Source organism: Devosia sp., assembly GCF_024707125.1.
GTDB lineage: Bacteria > Pseudomonadota > Alphaproteobacteria > Rhizobiales > Devosiaceae > Devosia.
This window is the reverse complement of sequence record NZ_JANQAH010000011.1, coordinates 967577-985830: the sequence shown is the minus strand read 5'-3', so window position 1 is coordinate 985830 and position 18254 is coordinate 967577. Positions and strand designations below refer to the sequence as shown.

At 61.6% G+C, this 18254-nt stretch carries 23 protein-coding genes and 1 other RNA gene; 21 read left to right on the top strand and 3 right to left on the bottom strand.

Going from position 1 to position 18254, the window contains the following annotated elements:
* Positions 1 to 17 precede the first annotated feature (17 nt).
* The 4 genes from tkt to NVV77_RS19540 all read left to right on the top strand — a co-directional run bounded on the left by tkt (position 18) and on the right by NVV77_RS19540 (position 4397).
* Entirely contained in the window at positions 18 to 1994 is a 1977-nt protein-coding gene (tkt, locus tag NVV77_RS19555) for a transketolase (protein ID WP_295415746.1), read from the top strand.
* A 49-nt stretch (positions 1995 to 2043) separates the two neighbouring features.
* On the top strand, positions 2044 to 3051 hold the full coding sequence (gene gap, locus NVV77_RS19550) for a type I glyceraldehyde-3-phosphate dehydrogenase (RefSeq protein ID WP_295415745.1): 1008 nt from the start codon (positions 2044 to 2046) through the stop codon (positions 3049 to 3051).
* Between the two features lie 204 nt (positions 3052 to 3255).
* The gene (locus NVV77_RS19545; RefSeq protein ID WP_295415744.1) at positions 3256 to 3804 is read left to right on the top strand and encodes a hypothetical protein; all 549 of its coding nucleotides are present in this window, start codon (positions 3256 to 3258) and stop codon (positions 3802 to 3804) included.
* Between the two features lie 62 nt (positions 3805 to 3866).
* On the top strand, positions 3867 to 4397 hold the full coding sequence (locus tag NVV77_RS19540) for a putative glycolipid-binding domain-containing protein (RefSeq protein ID WP_295415741.1): 531 nt from the start codon (positions 3867 to 3869) through the stop codon (positions 4395 to 4397).
* A 144-nt stretch (positions 4398 to 4541) separates the two neighbouring features.
* Here the strand turns inward: NVV77_RS19540 and NVV77_RS19535 are convergent, their stop codons facing one another.
* A complete protein-coding gene (locus tag NVV77_RS19535) occupies positions 4542 to 5510 on the bottom strand; it encodes a MerR family transcriptional regulator (protein WP_295415738.1) in 969 nt (322 codons plus the stop codon).
* 126 nt (positions 5511 to 5636) lie between these two features.
* On the opposite strand from NVV77_RS19535, the gene NVV77_RS19530 reads away from it, so the two are divergent.
* The 9 genes from NVV77_RS19530 to NVV77_RS19490 all read left to right on the top strand — a co-directional run bounded on the left by NVV77_RS19530 (position 5637) and on the right by NVV77_RS19490 (position 11427).
* Positions 5637 to 5927 carry a hypothetical protein gene (locus tag NVV77_RS19530; protein ID WP_295415737.1) on the top strand — a complete coding sequence of 97 codons (291 nt, stop codon included), beginning with the start codon at positions 5637 to 5639 and terminating at the stop codon, positions 5925 to 5927.
* A gap of 83 nt (positions 5928 to 6010) precedes the next feature.
* Entirely contained in the window at positions 6011 to 7213 is a 1203-nt protein-coding gene (gene pgk / locus NVV77_RS19525; RefSeq protein WP_295415735.1) for a phosphoglycerate kinase, read from the top strand.
* 83 nt (positions 7214 to 7296) lie between these two features.
* Positions 7297 to 7980 (top strand): glutathione S-transferase family protein, encoded by a 684-nt coding sequence (locus tag NVV77_RS19520; protein WP_295415733.1) that lies wholly within the window; start codon positions 7297 to 7299, stop codon positions 7978 to 7980.
* A complete protein-coding gene (locus tag NVV77_RS19515; RefSeq protein WP_295415730.1) occupies positions 7980 to 8321 on the top strand; it encodes a helix-turn-helix transcriptional regulator in 342 nt (113 codons plus the stop codon). Before NVV77_RS19520 ends, NVV77_RS19515 begins: the two co-directional genes overlap by 1 nt.
* Positions 8311 to 8784 carry an SRPBCC domain-containing protein gene (locus NVV77_RS19510; RefSeq protein ID WP_295415728.1) on the top strand — a complete coding sequence of 158 codons (474 nt, stop codon included), beginning with the start codon at positions 8311 to 8313 and terminating at the stop codon, positions 8782 to 8784. The genes NVV77_RS19515 and NVV77_RS19510 overlap by 11 nt, the downstream gene beginning before the upstream one ends.
* A 68-nt stretch (positions 8785 to 8852) precedes the next feature.
* Positions 8853 to 9010, top strand: a non-coding RNA gene (gene ssrS / locus NVV77_RS19505) — 6S RNA.
* Between the two features lie 29 nt (positions 9011 to 9039).
* A complete protein-coding gene (locus NVV77_RS19500) occupies positions 9040 to 9627 on the top strand; it encodes a 5-formyltetrahydrofolate cyclo-ligase (RefSeq protein WP_295415726.1) in 588 nt (195 codons plus the stop codon).
* Entirely contained in the window at positions 9624 to 10439 is an 816-nt protein-coding gene (locus NVV77_RS19495) for a TIGR00282 family metallophosphoesterase (RefSeq protein ID WP_295415725.1), read from the top strand. The genes NVV77_RS19500 and NVV77_RS19495 overlap by 4 nt, the downstream gene beginning before the upstream one ends.
* A gap of 241 nt (positions 10440 to 10680) precedes the next feature.
* On the top strand, positions 10681 to 11427 hold the full coding sequence (locus NVV77_RS19490; protein WP_295415723.1) for a YebC/PmpR family DNA-binding transcriptional regulator: 747 nt from the start codon (positions 10681 to 10683) through the stop codon (positions 11425 to 11427).
* 271 nt (positions 11428 to 11698) lie between these two features.
* On the opposite strand, the gene NVV77_RS19485 is transcribed toward NVV77_RS19490, so the two are convergent.
* Together NVV77_RS19485 and NVV77_RS19480 are read right to left on the bottom strand one after the other, a co-directional pair.
* Complete coding sequence (locus tag NVV77_RS19485) at positions 11699 to 12481, bottom strand: GGDEF domain-containing protein (protein ID WP_295415721.1); 783 nt, start codon at positions 12479 to 12481, stop codon at positions 11699 to 11701.
* A 53-nt stretch (positions 12482 to 12534) separates the two neighbouring features.
* Positions 12535 to 13278, bottom strand: a complete 744-nt coding sequence (locus NVV77_RS19480; RefSeq protein ID WP_295415718.1) for a GGDEF domain-containing protein — start codon at positions 13276 to 13278, stop codon at positions 12535 to 12537.
* A gap of 167 nt (positions 13279 to 13445) precedes the next feature.
* Here NVV77_RS19480 and ruvC point away from each other — a divergent pair, with 167 nt between their 5' ends.
* Genes ruvC through ybgC form a run of 8 tightly spaced genes read left to right on the top strand, consistent with a single transcriptional unit; the run spans position 13446 to position 18088 of the window.
* On the top strand, positions 13446 to 13952 hold the full coding sequence (gene ruvC / locus NVV77_RS19475; RefSeq protein ID WP_295415715.1) for a crossover junction endodeoxyribonuclease RuvC: 507 nt from the start codon (positions 13446 to 13448) through the stop codon (positions 13950 to 13952).
* Entirely contained in the window at positions 13949 to 14566 is a 618-nt protein-coding gene (gene ruvA, locus NVV77_RS19470) for a Holliday junction branch migration protein RuvA (protein WP_295415712.1), read from the top strand. The genes ruvC and ruvA overlap by 4 nt, the downstream gene beginning before the upstream one ends.
* Before the next feature lie 59 nt (positions 14567 to 14625).
* Positions 14626 to 14904, top strand: a complete 279-nt coding sequence (locus NVV77_RS19465) for an AbrB/MazE/SpoVT family DNA-binding domain-containing protein (protein WP_295415709.1) — start codon at positions 14626 to 14628, stop codon at positions 14902 to 14904.
* Positions 14901 to 15302, top strand: a complete 402-nt coding sequence (locus NVV77_RS19460; protein WP_295415707.1) for a PIN domain-containing protein — start codon at positions 14901 to 14903, stop codon at positions 15300 to 15302. Before NVV77_RS19465 ends, NVV77_RS19460 begins: the two co-directional genes overlap by 4 nt.
* Positions 15299 to 16342 (top strand): Holliday junction branch migration DNA helicase RuvB, encoded by a 1044-nt coding sequence (gene ruvB, locus NVV77_RS19455; RefSeq protein ID WP_295415705.1) that lies wholly within the window; start codon positions 15299 to 15301, stop codon positions 16340 to 16342. Before NVV77_RS19460 ends, ruvB begins: the two co-directional genes overlap by 4 nt.
* A 2-nt stretch (positions 16343 to 16344) precedes the next feature.
* Positions 16345 to 17199 (top strand): metallophosphoesterase, encoded by an 855-nt coding sequence (locus NVV77_RS19450; RefSeq protein WP_295415703.1) that lies wholly within the window; start codon positions 16345 to 16347, stop codon positions 17197 to 17199.
* Complete coding sequence (locus NVV77_RS19445; protein ID WP_295415701.1) at positions 17196 to 17693, top strand: NUDIX domain-containing protein; 498 nt, start codon at positions 17196 to 17198, stop codon at positions 17691 to 17693. Before NVV77_RS19450 ends, NVV77_RS19445 begins: the two co-directional genes overlap by 4 nt.
* On the top strand, positions 17690 to 18088 hold the full coding sequence (gene ybgC / locus NVV77_RS19440; protein WP_295415698.1) for a tol-pal system-associated acyl-CoA thioesterase: 399 nt from the start codon (positions 17690 to 17692) through the stop codon (positions 18086 to 18088). The genes NVV77_RS19445 and ybgC overlap by 4 nt, the downstream gene beginning before the upstream one ends.
* Positions 18089 to 18254: the final 166 nt, after the last annotated feature.

Genomic DNA, 18254 nt, shown 5'->3' with positions numbered 1-18254 from the left:
GAGAGCGGCCACGAGCAATGACGAATACAGCCCAGCAGAACGAATTGGCCAATGCGATCCGGTCCCTTTCCATGGACGCGGTCGAAAAAGCCAATTCCGGTCACCCCGGCCTGCCGATGGGCTGCGCCGATATCGCGACCGTCCTCTTCACCAAGGTGATGAAGTTCGATCCCGCCGATAGCCACTGGGCCGATCGCGACCGCTTCATCCTCTCGGCCGGCCACGGCTCGATGCTGCTCTATTCCTCGCTCTATCTGCTCGGGTACAAGGACATGAGCATCGAGGACATCAAGAATTTCCGCCAGCTCGGTTCCAAGACCGCCGGCCATCCCGAATTCGGCCATGCCGAAGGCATTGAAACCACCACCGGCCCGCTCGGCCAGGGCCTTGCCAATTCGGTCGGCTTTGCCGTTGCCGAAGCCAAGCTCGCCGCCGAATTCGGTTCCGACATTGTCGATCACTACACCTGGGTGCTGGCCGGCGACGGCTGCCTGATGGAAGGCATTTCCCAGGAAGCGATCTCGCTTGCCGGCCACCTGAAGCTCAACAAGCTCGTGGTGATCTGGGACAACAACAACATCACCATCGACGGCAAGGTTTCCAATGCCGACTCGACCGACCAGATCGCCCGCTTCAAGGCGGTGGGCTGGAACACGATCGAGATCGACGGCCATGACCAGGACGCCATCGAAAAGGCCCTGCTCGATGCCAAGAAGTCGACCGACAAGCCGACCCTGATCGCGGCGAAAACCACCATCGGTTTCGGCGCCCCCAAGAAGGCTGGCACGGAAAAGGTGCACGGCGCTCCGCTCGGCGCTGAAGAACTGGCCGGTGCCAAGGCTGCGCTCGGCATCGACTACCCGGCTTTCGAAGTGCCCTCGCACATTCTCGACGCTTGGCGCGCTGCCGCGACCCGCAGCCAGAACCTGCGCGGTGAATGGGAAGCTCGTCTGGCAGCCAATGCCAACAAGGCCGAATTTACCCGCCGCATGTCGGGCAAGCTGCCTTCTGACTTTGCTGCCGTGATGGCCGCCTACAAGGAAAAGCTCGTCGCCGACAAGCCCAAGGTCGCGACCCGCAAGTCGAGCCAGATGGCCCTCGAAGTCATCAACAAGAACGTGCCGGAAACCCTGGCCGGTTCTGCCGACTTGACGCACTCGAACCTCACCAACACGCCCGAGACGCTGCCCTTCCAGGCCGACAACCGTCTTGGCCGCTACATGATGTACGGCATTCGCGAGCACGAGATGGGCGCCGCCATGAACGGCGTGGCGCTCCATGGCGGTCTCATCCCCTATGGCGGCACCTTCATGGTCTTCACCGACTATGCCCGCCCGGCCATCCGCCTTTCGGCCCTGATGGAACAGCGCGTCATCTATGTCATGACCCACGATTCCATTGGCCTCGGCGAAGACGGCCCGACCCACCAGCCCGTCGAACACCTGTCGGCCCTGCGCGCCATCCCGAACCTGCTTGTGTTCCGTCCGGCCGACGCGGTGGAAACCGCCGAGTGCTGGGAACTGGCGATGACCTCGGAAAAGGCTCCGTCGATCCTCGCGCTCTCGCGCCAGAACCTGCCGGCCGTCCGCACCGAAAACTCGGCCGAGAACAAGTCGGCCAAGGGCGCCTACACGCTCGTCGGCCCGGCCGATGCCGATGCCGTCATTTTTGCGACCGGGTCGGAAGTGGCGATTGCCGTCGAGGCCCAGAAGGCACTCACCGAGCAGGGCATCAAGGCTCGCGTCGTCTCCGTGCCGTCCATGGAACTCTTTGCCAAGCAGTCCGACGCCTACAAGGCTGAAGTGCTCGGCAAGGCCAAGGCGCGCGTCGCCGTCGAAGCCGGTATCGAAATGAGCTGGAACAAGCTCCTTGGCGACAAGGGCCGTTTCGTCGGCATGCACTCGTTCGGCGCTTCCGGCCCGATCGATGCGCTCTATGCCCACTTTGGAATTACGTCCAAGGCGGTTGTTGAAGCCGTCACCGCACAGTTGTAAGAGAGCCGCGCCTCCCTTTCTCCTTTCTCCCCTCTAGGAGCGTTAAAACATGGCAGTTCGCGTCGCCATCAATGGTTTTGGCCGTATCGGCCGCAATGTCCTACGTGCCATCATCGAATCTGGCCGCATGGATATCGAAGTCGTCGCCATCAACGATCTCGGCCCGGTCGAGACCAATGCGCACCTGCTGCGCTTCGATAGCGTCCATGGCCGTTTCCCGCACAAGGTGACGGTTGTCGGCGACACCATCGATGTCGGCCGTGGCCCGATCAAGGTGACCGCCGTGCGCGATCCCGCCGAGCTGCCGCATGCCGCCATGAAGGTCGACATCGCGCTCGAATGCACCGGCATCTTCACTTCGAAGGAAAAGGCCTCGGCTCACCTCAAGGCCGGCGCCAAGAAGGTGATCATCTCGGCCCCCGGCGACGGCGCCGACAAGACCATCGTCTATGGCATCAACCACCAGACCCTGACCAAGGAAGACGTGGTCATCTCGAACGCCTCGTGCACGACCAACTGCTTGGCCCCGCTGGCCTATGTGCTGCACAAGGAATTCGGCATCGAGAAGGGGATGATGACCACCATCCACTCCTATACCGGTGACCAGCCGACCCTCGACACCATGCACAAGGATCTCTATCGCGGCCGCGCTGCAGCCCTGAGCCAGATCCCGACCTCAACCGGCGCTGCCAAGGCCATCGGCCTCGTCCTGCCCGAACTCAAGGGCAAGCTCGACGGCGTCTCGATCCGCGTGCCGACCCCGAACGTTTCCTGCGTCGACTTCAAGTTCATCTCCAAGCGCGATGTGACCGCCGACGAGATCAATGCCGCCGTCAAGAAGTACGCCAATGGCGAACTCAAGAACGTGCTCGGTTTCACCGACCAGCCCAACGTCTCGATCGACTTCAACCACGATCCGCATTCCTCGACCGTGGCCCTCGACCAGACCAAGGTCATGGACGGCAATTTCGTTTCCGTCCTCTCCTGGTACGACAACGAATGGGGCTTTTCGAACCGCATGGCCGACACGGCCGTGGCCCTCGGCAAGACGCTCTAACTTCGAGCCGTCCCGCAGGGCCATTCGCTCCAGTGGAGCGAATGGAGGTAAGAAGGCCATGAGAGCTGCGCTCGAATGGCATCAGCCGGAATTGAAAAGGGGCGCCGCAGGCGCCCCTTTTTCTTGTGACCATTTGGCCAATCGTCTTGTCGCCACGCTCTTGGCATAACCTTTCGGGAAAACCATCCACGTCCGGGCCTTGCCATGCGTTTTGCTTTCTCCCTGGTTCTTGTCGCTGCCATCCTTGCAGCTCCGGCCTTCGCCGCCGAAGACGCTGAAACCGGCCTCGCGGTGACCCTGCCGGACACGTTTGTTGTCGAAGCCGCCGACTCCCCGCCGCCCTACAATGTCACCTTCGGTGTCAAATCTGCTTCGGACGATCCGGCGCCGCTGACCGGCGAAAAGTATCTCTGCCAGGTCAGCTTCCAGTCCGTGCCGGGCAATGAGGGGCTGACGCTCGAAAAGATCAACGAACAGATCGGTTCGCCCGGCTGGATCGCCATGGCCAAGGAAGGCATGGCGTCGATCTTCGATTTCGTGTCGGATTCGTCGTTTGAGCTCCATGGCTACAAGGGCCACGAATTCATCGGCAAGCCCAAGCAGAAGAATGCCGAGCATGTCCGGCTGGTGCTCTCCATGGTCGAGACCGCCAGGGGGCGCACAGCCATTTCCTGCGTCACCGATGCAGATCGGCTGGACGCGGTGCTCCCCACCTTCCACACCATCCGTGACGGCGTCACTCCGCCGGTCTGACGCCGCGCTTGCTTTCCCCTCGCGCATTTGCTGCAAATGCGACGCGTGTCGGGAGAAGCGTTTTGAGCCTCAATCAGTCCTATCGGTGGCGTGGCCTTGACCTCAAGACGCTGGAACATTGCCATGTCATCGCCAATGGCCGCGATACGCGCATCCGCGGGGCCATCATCGGGGAAGATTTCGGGCTCTTTTATCGCATCAAACTCGACGAGAACGGCCATACCCGCACGCTGAAGATCGAGCGGGCCGACGGCAAGGCGCTGGAGCTGTTTTGCGACGGACAGGGCGGCTGGTCGGATGATCGCGCCGAGCCGATTTCGGGGCTCAAGGGCTGCGTCGACGTCGATATCTGGCCCACGCCGATGACCAATTCCCTGCCGATCTGGCGCAGCGACTGGCAGGACGGAAAGCCGCAAAAATTCGCCATGGTCTGGATCGATGCGACCACGATGGAAGTCCGCCGCGCCGAGCAGGTCTATACCAGGATCGATGCGGGGCATTTCCGGTTTCAGTCGGATGATTTTGAAGCCGTGCTCGCGGTGGATGGGGATGGGCTCGTGACGGATTATCCGGGGTTGTTTGCACGCGTTTGAGCTTGCCGACACCCCCTCCCATCCTCCCCCATCAAGGGGGAGGTGCCGCATCGAGCGCTTGGCACTATCTTGCCCAAACCACTGTCCCTTCACCTCCCCCTTGATGGGGGAGGTCGGGTGGGGGTGGGGCAGCGTACACGGACGTTAGCTCATCCGCGCCACCATCCCCGCCGTCCGTGCTCTCGTCTCCGGCGTCCCCAGGCAATTGCTCACGCTCTCATAGCCCGGCGAACCCGCCACGGCCAAAACCTCAAAGGGAACACTGTGATTGGCCGGGCAATAAAGGATCGCGTGGCCAGCGCTGACCGCATCGAGATCGAGCACCGCGCTCGATCGGGTCATGACCACCAGCGGCGCATCGCCCTCGCCCCGCCGCCGCAGCCAGCCGCCAAGTGCCAGTTGCGTTGCTTCATCGAGCCCATCCTCGAGGAGATCGATCACGCGGGGCCGATCTTCGGAGACCATCCCAGCCAGCACTGCTCGCAGGGCAGGGCTATCAAGGGCCCCATCTTCCAGCAGCCATTCGAGTTCATGCAAAGCGGCCGCCGGCAGTTCATCTGGTTCGCCGCGATCAAGCCCAACGAAGCCGCCACCAAGCGCCTCCGCCAGCGCCATGGCGAGCCGCGTCTTGCCGCTGCCCAGTGGCCCGACGAGATAGGTCACCGGCGCCAGGCGTCGTACTTCAAAGATCTCGCCATTCCACGGCCAAGGCAGGGGGAGCGACAGGGCGGGGGGAGCGGCCACGAGATCGGCAAGATCGGGCGCACGTCCCTCGCTCAAATCATTGCGCCAGACGCGTACTCTCTCAATGGCATCAAGCAGGCCCGTAAGGCTGCCCTCAAGGCGTGTCTGATGTTCGGCGAGCGCTTTGTCCAGGTCATGGCTTTTGCCCGAAAGCACAGCCGCAATCTGGGCGAGGCTCAAGCCAAGTGTGCGCAGGGCCACGATCTGCCTGATCCCGGCCATCTGCTCCGGCCCATAGTGGCGCCAGCCATTGACGCTGCGGACAGGCGTGATGAGACCGCGCTGCTCGTAGAGCCGCAAAGCCTTGGCTGAAATGCCGAGTGTGCGGGCGGCTTCGGCCGGAGAGAGGAAAAGGTCTGAACGGGTCAAGGAATCACCTCCGATATTGACCCCATCACCCATCAGGGCGGACCCAGGGGCCGGGTCAAGCCCCCGTCAACGCCCTGTCACCAAATCGGCCTACTTTCGAAATGTCAGCAAGGCCCGGAGCGGACCATGTTCCACCTCACCCGTCGCTTTCACTCGTCCCTGCCATTGGCCTGGCTCGTGGCCGGGTTTTTGGACAGTCTGATCCTCATGGCGCTACCTGCCATTGCGGTACTGGCTTATCTCTTCAGGCGCCATCGGCGCATCATCGGGCTGGTCGGTACGGCGCCCTGGGCGAGCCTTGGCTTTGCCCGCCATGTCATGGTCGATGATCTCGTGCGCCTTGCTGCCTGGACCGCGCTGAGCCCGCTTGTCTTCCTAATCGGCCACCAGATGCGCGTGGTTCTCATTGGGAGCTGACGAGAATCTTCGTCACGGCGCTTTTCCGATCCGTTCACACCTGATAGGCCAAGGCCAAGTTTCGTTGCCTTCGGAGCCTGGCCATGACCGCGCAATTCAAGACTCTCGATGAACTCGACCTCAGCAAGAAGGTCGTGCTCCTCAGAGCCGACCTCAATGTTCCCGTGGCCGATGGCAAGGTGAGTGACGCAACGCGCATCGAGCGCCTGCTGCCCACCATCCGCGAAATCGTCAAGCATGACGGCAAGGCCGTGCTGCTCTCCCATTTCGGTCGGCCCAAAGGGAAGGTCGATCCTGAATTCTCGCTCGAACAGGTCTGTTCGGCGGTTGCCGATGTCACCGGCCACCCGGTCGGCTTCGTTGCCACCGACTGGATCGATGTTTCAGCCGCCAAGGCCGCGATCGACGAGGCGCCGATCGGCTCGGTTCTCGTGCTCGAAAACACCCGCTTCCATGCCGGCGAAGAAGCCAATGACGTCGAGCTGGCCAAGCGCATGGCGAGCCTGGGCGATGTCTATGTCAACGACGCCTTCTCGGCCGCGCACCGCGCCCATGCCTCGACCGAAGCCCTGGCCCATCTCCTGCCCGCCGCTGCCGGCCTTGCCATGCAGGGCGAGCTCGAAGCGCTGGAAAAGGGTCTTGGGAAACCCAAGAAGCCGGTCGTCGCCATTGTCGGCGGCGCCAAGGTTTCCTCCAAGATCGATCTGCTCGAAAACCTCGTTACCAAGGTTGACGGCCTCGTCATCGGCGGTGGCATGGCCAATACTTTCCTCTTCGCCCAGGGCCATGGCGTCGGCAAATCGCTGTGCGAAAAAGACCTCGCCGACACAGCCCGCCGCATCATGGACAAGGCCGACAAGGCCAATTGCGCCATCATCCTGCCGGTGGACGCCGTCGTTTCCTGGCATTTCAAGGCCAATTCCCCGACGCGCCTCTATGGCGTCGATGCCGTCGATCCCGATGGCATGATCCTCGATATCGGCCCCTCTTCGATCGAGCGCATCAATGGCGCCATCGACGATGCCCATACCGTCATCTGGAACGGCCCGGTCGGCGCCTTCGAGATGGAGCCTTTTGACGCGGGCACCGTGGCGATTGCCAAGCACGTCGCCAAGCGCACCCATGATGGCCACCTGATCTCGGTTGCCGGTGGCGGCGACACGGTCAGCGCTCTTGCCCATGCCGGCGTCAAGGATGCCCTGACCTATGTGTCCACGGCCGGCGGCGCCTTCCTTGAATGGATGGAAGGTAAGCCCCTGCCGGGCGTGCAGGCGCTCAAGAAATAAAGTTTCCGCATTCGGAAACTTTCTCTTGCATCATATTGGGCCGCTAGATAGTTTCTTCATAAGGAAACTATATGGCGGTTCTTATGTCTCTGACCCTCTATCTCCACCCCCTCGCTACCTTCTGCCACAAGGTGATGATTGCGCTCGAGGAAGCGCAGATTCCCTATTCTGCCGTTGTCGTGGATTTTGCCGATCCTGCTTCGGCAAGGCTCGTGTCCGATCATTGGGCGGTCGGCAAAATCCCGCTGCTTCACGATGCGGCGAGCGGCCGGTATGTTGCCGAAACCACGATCATTCTCGAATATCTCGCCGGGCGCTATCCAGCCATGGCCCGGCTCTGGCCGGACCAGGCCGAAACCCTGCTCGAAGCGCGGCTCTGGGATCGGTTCTTTGACCTCTATGTCCAGCAACCCCTGCAGAAGATCGTCACCGATCGCATCCGCCCCATGGGCAGCAATGACCCGCATGGGGTCGCCGAGGCCCGCAAAAATCTGCACACGGCCTATGGCATGATCGAAGAGCACATGAGCGGAAGGGTCTGGGCCGTGGGCAACGAGTTTTCCATTGCCGATTGCGCCGCTTTTCCGGGCCTGTTCTTTGCCGGCATCGTCGAGCCGTTTCCCAGCTCTGCCACGGCGCTCAGCGCCTATTTCGAGCGGCTCCTCGCGCGTCCTTCGGTCACTTCGGTGCTTGCTCAGGCGCAGCCTTATTTTACAATGTTCCCTTATCGCGACGCCATGCCGGCGCGCTTCTTGCCGGGGTCCTGATGCCTGCTGAACTCGATACCGTCTTTCAGGCGCTCGCCGATCCCTATCGGCGGGCCATGGTTTCGCGCCTTGTAGAGGCGGGGCCTGCTTCGATGAAGGAGCTGGCTGCGCCCTTCGATCTGGGCCTGCCGTCCACCCTGAAGCATCTGAAAGTGCTTGAGAATGGCGGCATCATTACCTCGACAAAAGAGGGCCGGGTGCGCACCTTTTCCATCCGCCAGGATGGGCTGAACAGCCTGCGCAGCTGGCTCGATGCGCATCAGCTGCATCTCGAAACCGGCTTTGATCGCCTCGCTGCCGCCATGGCGGCCAATCCCGAGAATATGTCCGATGGCGATTGATCCCACCCATTCCCGTTTCACGCTTGACCGGGTGCTGCCCGGTTCGCCCGCCCATGCCTTCCGCTTCTGGTCCGATCCGAAGCTGAAGAACCTCTGGTCCGGCTGCCATCCCGATTGGACCGAGCGTGAATTGCGCCACGATTTTCGTGCCGGCGGTCATGATTTCAGCCGCCTCGCAGATCCCTCGGGCGTCGAGCACGAAGTCGACATCGCCTATCTCGACATCGCGGCGCCGACCCGCGTGGTTTACAGCTATGCCATGCGCGTGGACGGAAAACCGCTCTCGGCCTCGCTGGTCACAGTGCTTTTCCGCCCGCACAATCGCGGCAGCCTGATGCGCTATGACGAGCACCTGCTGCTGCTCGATGGCAGCGACGGCGCCTCGGCGCGGGAAATCGGCACCGGCCATGGTTTTGACCGCCTCGAAGCCGCCATTGCCGAGAGCCTCGTTGCTTCGTCATAAAAGCGCATTGGCGCACACACATTCTTGTGGGTTGCCGTTTGCGTGGGGCAGGGGAAGCGCCTATATCTCTTGGGCTGCCCGGCGCGTGAGGACACACATATCCCCGGGGCCTTAATCGATCCTAAGGGAGCTGTCCCTGACCAGGCCCGTGGGCTTGGACATACGGCGCCCACCTACGTAAGTAGGTTCCCGGGATCGCTCGTCCCACGGCCAGGGCGGCACCTTGTTCCTATCGTTTCCCAGAGATTGGCGCGCATGGTGTTAGACGGAATAGAGGCCGAAAAGGCCCTCCTGCGCAAAACTGCCCGGGTGCGCCGCGAGGCTCTTTCTCCGCAATTCCGCACCGAAGCCTCCAATGCCATCTCGTTCCACTTCTTCGACAAGGTGGCCTTTGGCCCCGAAGACGCCGTGGCCGGCTATTGGCGCATTCGTGACGAGGTGGATTGCCAGCCCATTCTGGTGCGCCTGATGGATGGCGGGCAGACAGTCATACTCCCGGTCGTTTCCGGCCCCCAGGAGCCGCTCGATTTTCGCATCTGGGGCAGCGATGCGCCGCTCTACGAGGCCGGTTTCGGCACGCTGGCGCCATCTGATCTGGCGCCCCGCTGCGAGCCCGACCTGATCCTCATGCCGCTCCTGGGCTTTGACAAAACCGGCACGCGGCTCGGCTATGGCGGCGGCTATTATGACCGGACCCTTGCCTCGCTGCGCAAAAGGCCGATGCTGGTCGGCCTCGCCTTTTCGGCGCAGGGTTTTGACCATATTCCACGCGAACCACATGATATTCCGCTCGATGCGGTCGTCACCGAAAACGGTGTCGAATTCTTCGAGGCTTCCTTATGAAATTTCTCTTTTTGGGTGACGTGGTCGGCAAGTCCGGCCGCGATGCCGTCAGCGAGCGCCTGCCGGGGATCATCGCCACCTATGGCTTCGATTTCGTCGTCATCAATGGCGAAAACGCCAGCCATGGCCGCGGCCTGACCGAGTCCCATTTTCGGGGCTTGCGCGATGCGGGCGCCGATATCGTTACCCTCGGGGATCACGCCTTCGACCAGCGCGAGGCGCTGAGCTATATCGAGCGTGAAAATACGCTGATCCGGCCGATCAATTTCGCTCCGGGCGCGCCGGGCCGCGGCGCCATGATGGTGGAAGGCCGCAATGGTCATCGGGTGCTGGTGGTGAATGCGCTGGGCCGCGTCTTCATGCAGCCCGTCGACGATCCTTTCCGCGCCGTGGAAGCAGCTCTCGCCGCCGCACCGCTGGGTGAGGTGGTCGATGCCGTCATTGTCGATTTCCACACCGAGGCGACCTCGGAAATCCAGGGCATGGGTTTTTTCCTCGATGGCAAGGCAAGCCTCGTCGTCGGCACCCATACCCACATCCCGACCTCGGACCATCGCATCCTCAGGGGCGGCACGGCCCTGATGGCCGATGCGGGCATGTGCGGGGATTTTGACTCCATCATCGGGGTGGATGCCGAAGAACCACTCAACCGCTTCCTCACCGGCATTCCCAATGGGCGCTTCACCCCGGCCGAGGGCGAAGCGACGCTCTGCGGCGTGGCCGTCGAGACCAATCCCCGGACGGGTCTTGCCAAGAAAGTTCTGCCGGTGCGGATCGGCGGCACGCTCAATCAGGCTTTTCCCGATTTTTGAGGTTTGGTGGGTGCCGATCACCCCCTCCCATCCTCCCCCATCTAGGGGGAGGTGCCGCATCGAGTATGGGGCAACATCTCTTCAAGACCACTGACCTTCACCTCCCCCTTTGATGGGGGAGGACGGGAGGGGGTGGGGCAGCGGGCGCAGAACTGACGGCAGTGCCGAACCGCGCACCCTTCCATTTTCTCCCGTCGCCCCCTATAAGCACCGCCAAAATTCAGAAAATCCGAGGTACCGAATGGCAGGCCATTCACACGCCAAGAACATCATGCACCGCAAGGGCAAGAGCGATGCCGTCCGCTCGAAGATCTTCTCCAAGCTGGCCCGCGAAATCACCGTGGCTGCCAAGATGGGCATGCCCGACCCGGCCTTCAACGCGCGTCTGCGCCTGGCCGTCGCCAATGCCCGCGCCCAGTCCATGCCCAAGGACAATATCGACCGCGCCATCAAGAAGGCCTCGGGCAGCGATGGCGAGAACTATGATGAAATCCGCTACGAAGGCTACGGCCCCGGTGGCGTTGCCGTCATCGTCGAAGCGCTGACCGACAATCGCAACCGCACCGCCTCGAACGTGCGCTCCTACTTCTCCAAGAATGGTGGGGCGCTGGGTGAAACCGGTTCGGTCGGCTTCATGTTCGATCGCGTCGGCGAAATCACCTATCCGCTTTCGGCCGGCTCGGACGACAAGGTCATGGAAGCCGCCATCGAGGCCGGCGCCGACGATGTCGAAACCGATGAAGAGGGTCACTACATTTACACCTCGTTCGAAGCCATGGTCGAAGTTTCGGCCGCGCTTGAAAAGGTGCTGGGTGAAGCCGAAGCGGTGAAGGCGATCTGGAAGCCGCAGAACGAGACCCCGATCGATGCCGAAAAGGGCGCGACGCTGATGAAGCTGATCGCGACGCTCGAAGAAGACGATGACGTGCAGAACGTCTATTCGAACTTCGACATCAGCGAAGAAGACGCAGCCAAGATCGCGGGCTGATCAGCGTGCCAAAGGCAAATTCGCTCCAGTGGAGCGAATTTAGCTGATCAGGCCATGAGAGCTATGCTCGAATGGCGGGGTTTCGCGGCCAAAGGCAAATTCGCTCCAGTGGAGCGAATTTAGCTGATCAGGCCATGAGACTTAGAACCGTGCCGAAGGCCCAATCACGCCAGTGGCGTGATTGGAGGTGAGAAGGCCACGAGACCTATGGTCAAGTGGCAGCTCGAATGGCGGGGTACTGAAACACAAAGGGCGGCCATGCCGCCCTTTTTCACGCCGATTTCCTGATATCGACGGGCGGTTGATCGACCGTGTGCACGATGGCGGCCTGATTGCGGCCCGAATGCTTGGCGCCATAGAGCCGCTGGTCTGCAATATGGAAGAGTTCGGTGAAATTGGTCATGCCGTCAAAGACCGCGCCGCCAATGCTGACCGTCAGCGTATAGGCCTGGCCGCGCGGCGAAAACTGGGCCAGCTGCACCGCCCGCCGCACGCGCTCGGCCATTTGCTCGGCGCTCTTCTGGTCGACACTGGGCAGAAAGACGCCGAATTCCTCCCCACCCATGCGCCCGATGAGATCGCCGGCGCGCAGGACAGAACGGATGGACCGCGCCAATATGGTCAGGGCTTCGTCCCCGGCGTCATGGCCATGGAGATCGTTGATGGCCTTGAAATTGTCGGCATCGATGATCAGCAGCGCACCCGTCTGCGGCCCGACATTGCTGGACAGATGGGTTTCTACCTTGGCGGTAAAGGCCCCGCGATTGAGGCAGGCGGTCAGGCTATCCGTGCGCGCCACCAGGCCCAGCCGCCGGTTCATGATGGCGAGCGAGCGAATGCGCATCGAGAGAAAGAAGAACAGCGGCACTGCGAGCAGGACCGGCAGCACCATGGCCGAGAGCATGGCCCGGTGCAGCGCTTCCGGACCCAGATCGGCAAAGGTCACGGCATTGTAGACCAGCGCGACGACGACGCAGGCCAGCGGGCCAAACAGCGTCCAGCGGGCAACGCTGGACCAGCTTTGCAGACCATTGACCGCGCGCGGTGACATCATGCTGGCAACCCCCTGGCTCGGCATTGGTAACAGGAAGAGGAAAAAGGCGGCGGTCAGGCCGCCTGGGGCAGTGCGACGCAGTCGCGGCCCCTCTGCTTGGCGCTATAGAGACGCTCGTCGGCCTCGCGATAGAGGGCTCTGAACGCAATGGGCTTTTCGTGGGACGCCCCCCCGATGCTGACCGAAAGCGGACAGGAAATGCCCTCGGGCCGGAAGTCGATATCGGCAATGGCCCGGCGCACGTCGTCCGCCACGCTTTCGGCGCGGGCAAGATCCATGTCCGGCAGGTAGATGCCGAATTCCTCTCCACCCAGGCGCCCGACAAGGCCGGGCAGCGGAATGGTGAGGCTCAGTGCATGGGCGATATCGCGCAGCGCCTCGTCGCCTTGGTCGTGGCCGAAGCGGTCATTGACGGATTTGAAGTGGTCGGCATCGATCACCAGCAGCACGCCGCGGCGATGCGGCCCGACGCAGTATTTCTCGACCGCGGATGCAAAGGCGCGGCGGTTGAAGAGGCCGGTCAGCCCATCAAGCGTCGCCAGGCGCGCCAATTGCTGATTGGCATAGCGCATGCGTTCCGTACCGATGGCGAATGTGAAAATCATCGGCCCGCCCAGACAAATCGGCATGACGATGGAGATGAGCAGGCCCGGCATGTTCACGCCGGCGGAAAACGTCGCCATGAACACGACGGTCGCTATCACCGAGATAACGACCGACAGCCCCATCATCAGAAAAGTCTTGCGGAAAATCCAAAGCCACGCCTGCTTCGGTAGCGCCGTTGCTAGCCCCGTCATCGTGAATCAGTGTCCCTGCGTCTCAAAAGACCCTAGGGCCCCGTTTCTGAATTCCCCGTTTCTCCAATGAGTAAATTTTGAGCTATCACAGGTTCTTGGTGCCTTGAAGTTTCTGTTTTGTTCACTTTGGTCTTGGTAGGTTCATGGAAACTGCTAGAAGGAACGCCATGAGCAAGACCGTTCGAATCATCGGCATCGACCCGGGGCTGCGCCGCTGCGGCTGGGGCATTGTCGATGCGCTCGACAATCGCCTGAGCTTTGTGGCGGCCGGAACGGTGACCCCGCCGATCGATGGCATGCTGGCCGATCGCCTCGCCATGCTCGCTGCCGGTCTTGCCGAAGTGCTGGCCCAGCATCGTCCCGAGGAGGCGGCGGTTGAAGAAACCTTCGTCAATGCCGGCGCCCGTTCGGCGCTGATCCTGGGACAGGCGCGCGGTGTGGCGCTCGTCACCCCGGCCCAGCATGGTCTCTATGTGGCCGAATACGCCACCAATCTCGTCAAAAAATCCGTGGTCGGTACGGGCCACGCGGAAAAGAAGCAGGTCGAGCTGATGGTGCGGACCCTCTTGCCGACGGCAAATTTCAAGGGCGCCGACGCCTCGGATGCCCTTGCCGTCGCCATCTGCCACGCCCACCATAGGGTTTCCGCACGTCGCATGGGAGCGCTTTTATGATCGGCAAGCTCAAGGGCCTGGTCGACAGTTTTGGTGACGACTGGGTTCTTATCGATTGCGGCGGTGTCTGCTACGAGGTCCATTGTTCCACCCGCACGCTGCAATCGCTGCCGCGCGTCGGCGAGGCCGCCGTCGTCTTCATCGAGACGATCCTGCGCGAAGATCTCATCCGCCTTTTCGGCTTTGCCAGCGAAGCGGAAAAATCCTGGTTCCTGCTGCTGACCACCGTGCAGGGCGTCGGCGCCCGCGTGGCACTCGCCATTCTCTCGGTGCTCTCGCCGGCTGAACTCTCGAGCGCCATTGCGCTGCAGGACAAGGCCATGGTCGGCCGCGCCAATGGCGTCGGCCCCAAACTCGCCGTGCGCATTGTCACCGAGCTTAAGGGCAAGGTCCCGGCCATCGGCGGCATCGACGCCGGCACGCTGGGTCTGCAGACGGCCTTGGGCGAGGGCGTTGCCCGCAGCAATGTCGCCGACGCCGTCTCGGCTCTCACCAATCTCGGCTATTCCAGCGCCCAGGCCTCGGCCGCTCTCGCGCGAGTGGTTGCCAAGGAGGGTGAAGATACGGCAACGGAGAAGCTCATTCGCCTTGGGCTTAGGGAATTGAGCCAGTGACTTGCAGGGAGCTTCTTTCCTTACTATTTTGAAAAGTAAGGAGACCGGGAGATTTTGTCATGGGTGAGCAGGTAAGGATTTTGTTGTCGACCGTGACGAACAAGGGGCAAACGACTATCCCCAAGGAATTGCGGGATGCGCTTGGGATCACCGAAGGCACACCGCTCCGCTGGAAGATAGAGAATGGGCAGTTGGTTGCACGCCCCAAGACCAGGCGAATTGAGGAATTCGCGGGCATGCTGGGCAAGCCACCAAAGGGGGGCGGTTTGCGTGTCGAAGACATGGACGATGCTATAGCGGATGCAGTCATCGACGACTTTGAGCGCGGACAGCGATGATCGGTGTCGATACCAATGTCGTTCTCCGGCTTTTCGTCGTGGACGACGAGAAACAGCATCGCCTGGCCGTTTCATTCTTCAGCGCGCGCTCGGCCGACGATCCGGCCTATGTGAATCTACTGGTCGTTGCTGAACTTGTTTGGCTCCTGCAACGTCGTTACGGCTTTGCCGCGGACAGAATATTCGAGGTGCTGCATGTGCTGCTCGAGAGCGTCAACATCGTGGTTGAGCGCAGCGAACTGGTCGAAGCAGCTATAGCCACCAAGTCCGTGAGCAACAAAGTCAGCGTCGCCGATCTGCTCATCTCGCAAATAAATCGGAACGTGGGATGCGTAGCGACCAAGACCTTTGACGTTCCGGCATCAAAGCATATCCCCGGAATGGAACTTCTCGCGTGACCGACTTCACCTCCCCCGCCGCTGGCCGCGACGATAATCTCGACGTCTCGCTGCGCCCCTCCGGTTTTTCCGATTTCGTCGGCCAGGCCGATGCGCGGGCCAATCTGGAAGTCTTCATCGAGGCCGCCAAGAAACGCGGCGCGGCGCTCGATCACGTCCTTTTCGTCGGCCCGCCGGGTCTCGGCAAAACCACGCTGGCCCAGATCATCGCCAAGGAACTTGGCGTCGGTTTCCGCGCCACGTCCGGTCCAGTCATCGCCAAGGCTGGCGACCTTGCCGCGCTCCTGACCAATCTCGAAGAACGCGATGTTCTCTTCATTGACGAAATCCATCGCCTCAATCCGGCGATCGAGGAAGTCCTCTATCCGGCGATGGAAGATTTCCAGCTCGATCTCATCATCGGCGAAGGCCCGGCGGCGCGCTCGGTCCGTATCGACCTGGCAAAATTCACCCTGGTTGGCGCCACTACCCGCGCGGGTCTACTCACCACCCCCCTTCGCGATCGCTTCGGCATTCCCGTCCGCCTCAATTTTTACACCCCGCAAGAACTGGTGCAGATCGTCACCCGTGGCGCTCGCCTGATGGGCATGCCCATGTCGGCCGATGGGGCTCTCGAGATTGCGCGGCGCTCGCGGGGCACCCCGCGCATTGCCGGGCGCCTGCTGAGACGCGTCATTGACTTTGCCCTCGTCGATGGGGTGTCAGAAGTTAACAGTGTGCTAGCCGATAAGGCGCTTCTGCGCCTCGATGTTGACGCCCGCGGGCTCGATCAGCTGGACCGGCGCTATCTCAATACCATCGCTGATTTCTACAATGGTGGTCCGGTCGGCATCGAGACCATCGCCGCCGCGCTCAGCGAACCGCGCGACGCCGTGGAAGAAATCGTCGAGCCCTATTTGCTTCAGCAAGGTTTCATACAGCGCACGCCGCGCGGCCGCATGCTTACCGCTATCGCCTTTCAGCACCTCAATAAAACCGTGCCGCAAGGTTTTGTGGGCATGCAGGCCAGCCTCTTCGAGGAAGCCGGAGACGAGGACTGAGCATGGCGCCAATCCTCCAGCGCCTTTTTGGTCTTTTCGGTGCCCATAGCTGGATCCATGACACCAATATCGTCGTGCGCCACTATTCACCGAACCTGCCGAACTGGCCAGAGGACCTGAAACTGCGCATCGCCATGCTCAGCGACTTTCATTTTTCCGAGCCGTGGATTGGCCTTCAAGCCCTTGAAGCAATTGTCGAAAAAACGAATGCGCTGAAACCCGATATCATTCTGCTGGTGGGCGATTTCGACGACGGGCCCCTCTTTAGCCGGCCGGTTCCGTATGATGATTGGGCTCGCGGCCTCGCCCGCCTGCAGGCGCCGCTCGGCGTTCATGCCGTCCTCGGCAATCACGATTATCCTCGGCTTATCAAAAAGCGGCACGGTTTCCTGGCCGCACCAGCCGCCAAGGTGGCGCTGGAGAAAGTCGGCATCCCGGTTCAGGTCAATGATGCTATCCAGCTAACCTGGAGCGGCAAAAGCTTCTGGCTGGCGGGGCTGGGCGACCAGTGCACGGAGTTCAACGACGGCACGCCGCTGGCCGATCTTGATGCGACGCTCGCCAAGGTCACGGACGACGCTCCCGTCCTCCTCATGGCCCACGAACCCGACATTTTCCCCGAGGTCCCCGCCCGCGTCGCCTTGACCCTTTCCGGCCATGTGCATCGCGGCCAGATCCGGTTCTTCGGTTTTGCCCCCGTGGTGCCGTCGAACTTTGGCCGGCGCTATCTTCATGGCCATATCGTGGAAGACAGCAGGCACCTCATCGTCGGCGCGGGCCTTGGCCATTCCGGCCTGCCGTTGCGTTTCGATGCGGCGCCCGAAATCGTCCTCATCGAGCTTGGAGGTCAAGCGTGACCGCTCGCCACGTCCTGAGCTTTCCAATGAAGGAAGGTCGTTTCAATTTTCGTGTTGCCGGGATCATCGTGGCCGATGGCCATGTTCTGATTTGCCGCGAGGACGATGACGACTACGCCATGCTGCCAGGCGGCCGCGTCGAACTGGGCGAGGACAGTCTGCTTAGTCTGACCCGCGAGATTGCCGAAGAAATCGCCCTGCCGGCCGAGATCGGCCCGATGATCGCGACGTCGGAGAGTTTTTATCGCCGTGAGGGCGAGGATTTTCACGAGCTCGGCTTTTTCTATGGCGTAACGCTGCCGGGGCAGGGGCCGAATGGCAATTCGCCCTGGCTCGAACGGCAGGACGAGGGCCACGACCTGCAATTCCATTGGGTGCCGCTTGCCGGCGACGCCCTCGAAAAATTCAACCTGCTGCCACGCTGGTTGCCAGAATTCCTGCGCGATCTGCCCAAGGCGCAGGCCCATGTGGTCCATGACGAGCGCAGCGCATGAGCACGCATAGCTTTCCCGTCCGCATCTATTACGAAGACACCGATTTTTCCGGTTATGTCTATCACGCGGCCTATTTGAAGTTTTTCGAACGGGGTCGGACCGAATTTCTGCGCGATCTCGGCGTCCATCATTTCGAACTGATCGAACAGGGCATCGCCTTTGCCGTGCGCAAGATGGAGATCGATTTTCTGGGCGCCGCCAAGATCGATGATCTGCTGACGGTTGAAACCAAGGTTGCCGAGGCGACGCCGGTGCGCCTCGTGCTCGACCAGACAATTATCCGTGAAGAGACCGTGCTGACAAAGGCCCGGGTTCTGGTCGTTGCCATCAAGACCTCCGGTGGCCCGGTGCGCCTGCCGGCTGAGCTGCGGGCCTTGCTGCAAGGCGAAACTTGATCGAGTTCGTCTCGGGAATCGCTTTCTTAACCACTTGGTCACCATAATCGAGTCAAAGGGACCACTGCGCTAAGGGCTAGGCCGAAAGGCCCGGTTTGCAGGGCATTTCTCTTAATTTTGACAGATTCCGCCCCCATCGCACAAAGCATGGGGCCGGGCGCTTGGG

Bases quoted from the DNA above. Each gene is read 5' to 3' on its own strand.
- NVV77_RS19500 (WP_295415726.1), top strand. From the start codon at position 9,040: ATGGTGTTAGACGGAATAGAGGCCGAAAAGGCCCTCCTGCGCAAAACT.
- NVV77_RS19515 (WP_295415730.1), top strand. From the start codon at position 7,980: ATGCCTGCTGAACTCGATACCGTCTTTCAGGCGCTCGCCGATCCCTAT.
- NVV77_RS19480 (WP_295415718.1), bottom strand. From the start codon at position 13,278: ATGACGGGGCTAGCAACGGCGCTACCGAAGCAGGCGTGGCTTTGGATT.
- NVV77_RS19510 (WP_295415728.1), top strand. From the start codon at position 8,311: ATGGCGATTGATCCCACCCATTCCCGTTTCACGCTTGACCGGGTGCTG.
- NVV77_RS19450 (WP_295415703.1), top strand. From the start codon at position 16,345: ATGGCGCCAATCCTCCAGCGCCTTTTTGGTCTTTTCGGTGCCCATAGC.
- NVV77_RS19520 (WP_295415733.1), top strand. From the start codon at position 7,297: ATGTCTCTGACCCTCTATCTCCACCCCCTCGCTACCTTCTGCCACAAG.
- ruvC (WP_295415715.1), top strand. From the start codon at position 13,446: ATGAGCAAGACCGTTCGAATCATCGGCATCGACCCGGGGCTGCGCCGC.
- gap (WP_295415745.1), top strand. From the start codon at position 2,044: ATGGCAGTTCGCGTCGCCATCAATGGTTTTGGCCGTATCGGCCGCAAT.
- ybgC (WP_295415698.1), top strand. From the start codon at position 17,690: ATGAGCACGCATAGCTTTCCCGTCCGCATCTATTACGAAGACACCGAT.
- NVV77_RS19460 (WP_295415707.1), top strand. From the start codon at position 14,901: ATGATCGGTGTCGATACCAATGTCGTTCTCCGGCTTTTCGTCGTGGAC.
- NVV77_RS19490 (WP_295415723.1), top strand. From the start codon at position 10,681: ATGGCAGGCCATTCACACGCCAAGAACATCATGCACCGCAAGGGCAAG.
- NVV77_RS19545 (WP_295415744.1), top strand. From the start codon at position 3,256: ATGCGTTTTGCTTTCTCCCTGGTTCTTGTCGCTGCCATCCTTGCAGCT.
- pgk (WP_295415735.1), top strand. From the start codon at position 6,011: ATGACCGCGCAATTCAAGACTCTCGATGAACTCGACCTCAGCAAGAAG.
- NVV77_RS19530 (WP_295415737.1), top strand. From the start codon at position 5,637: ATGTTCCACCTCACCCGTCGCTTTCACTCGTCCCTGCCATTGGCCTGG.
- NVV77_RS19485 (WP_295415721.1), bottom strand. From the start codon at position 12,481: ATGATGTCACCGCGCGCGGTCAATGGTCTGCAAAGCTGGTCCAGCGTT.
- tkt (WP_295415746.1), top strand. From the start codon at position 18: ATGACGAATACAGCCCAGCAGAACGAATTGGCCAATGCGATCCGGTCC.
- ruvA (WP_295415712.1), top strand. From the start codon at position 13,949: ATGATCGGCAAGCTCAAGGGCCTGGTCGACAGTTTTGGTGACGACTGG.
- NVV77_RS19465 (WP_295415709.1), top strand. From the start codon at position 14,626: ATGGGTGAGCAGGTAAGGATTTTGTTGTCGACCGTGACGAACAAGGGG.
- NVV77_RS19495 (WP_295415725.1), top strand. From the start codon at position 9,624: ATGAAATTTCTCTTTTTGGGTGACGTGGTCGGCAAGTCCGGCCGCGAT.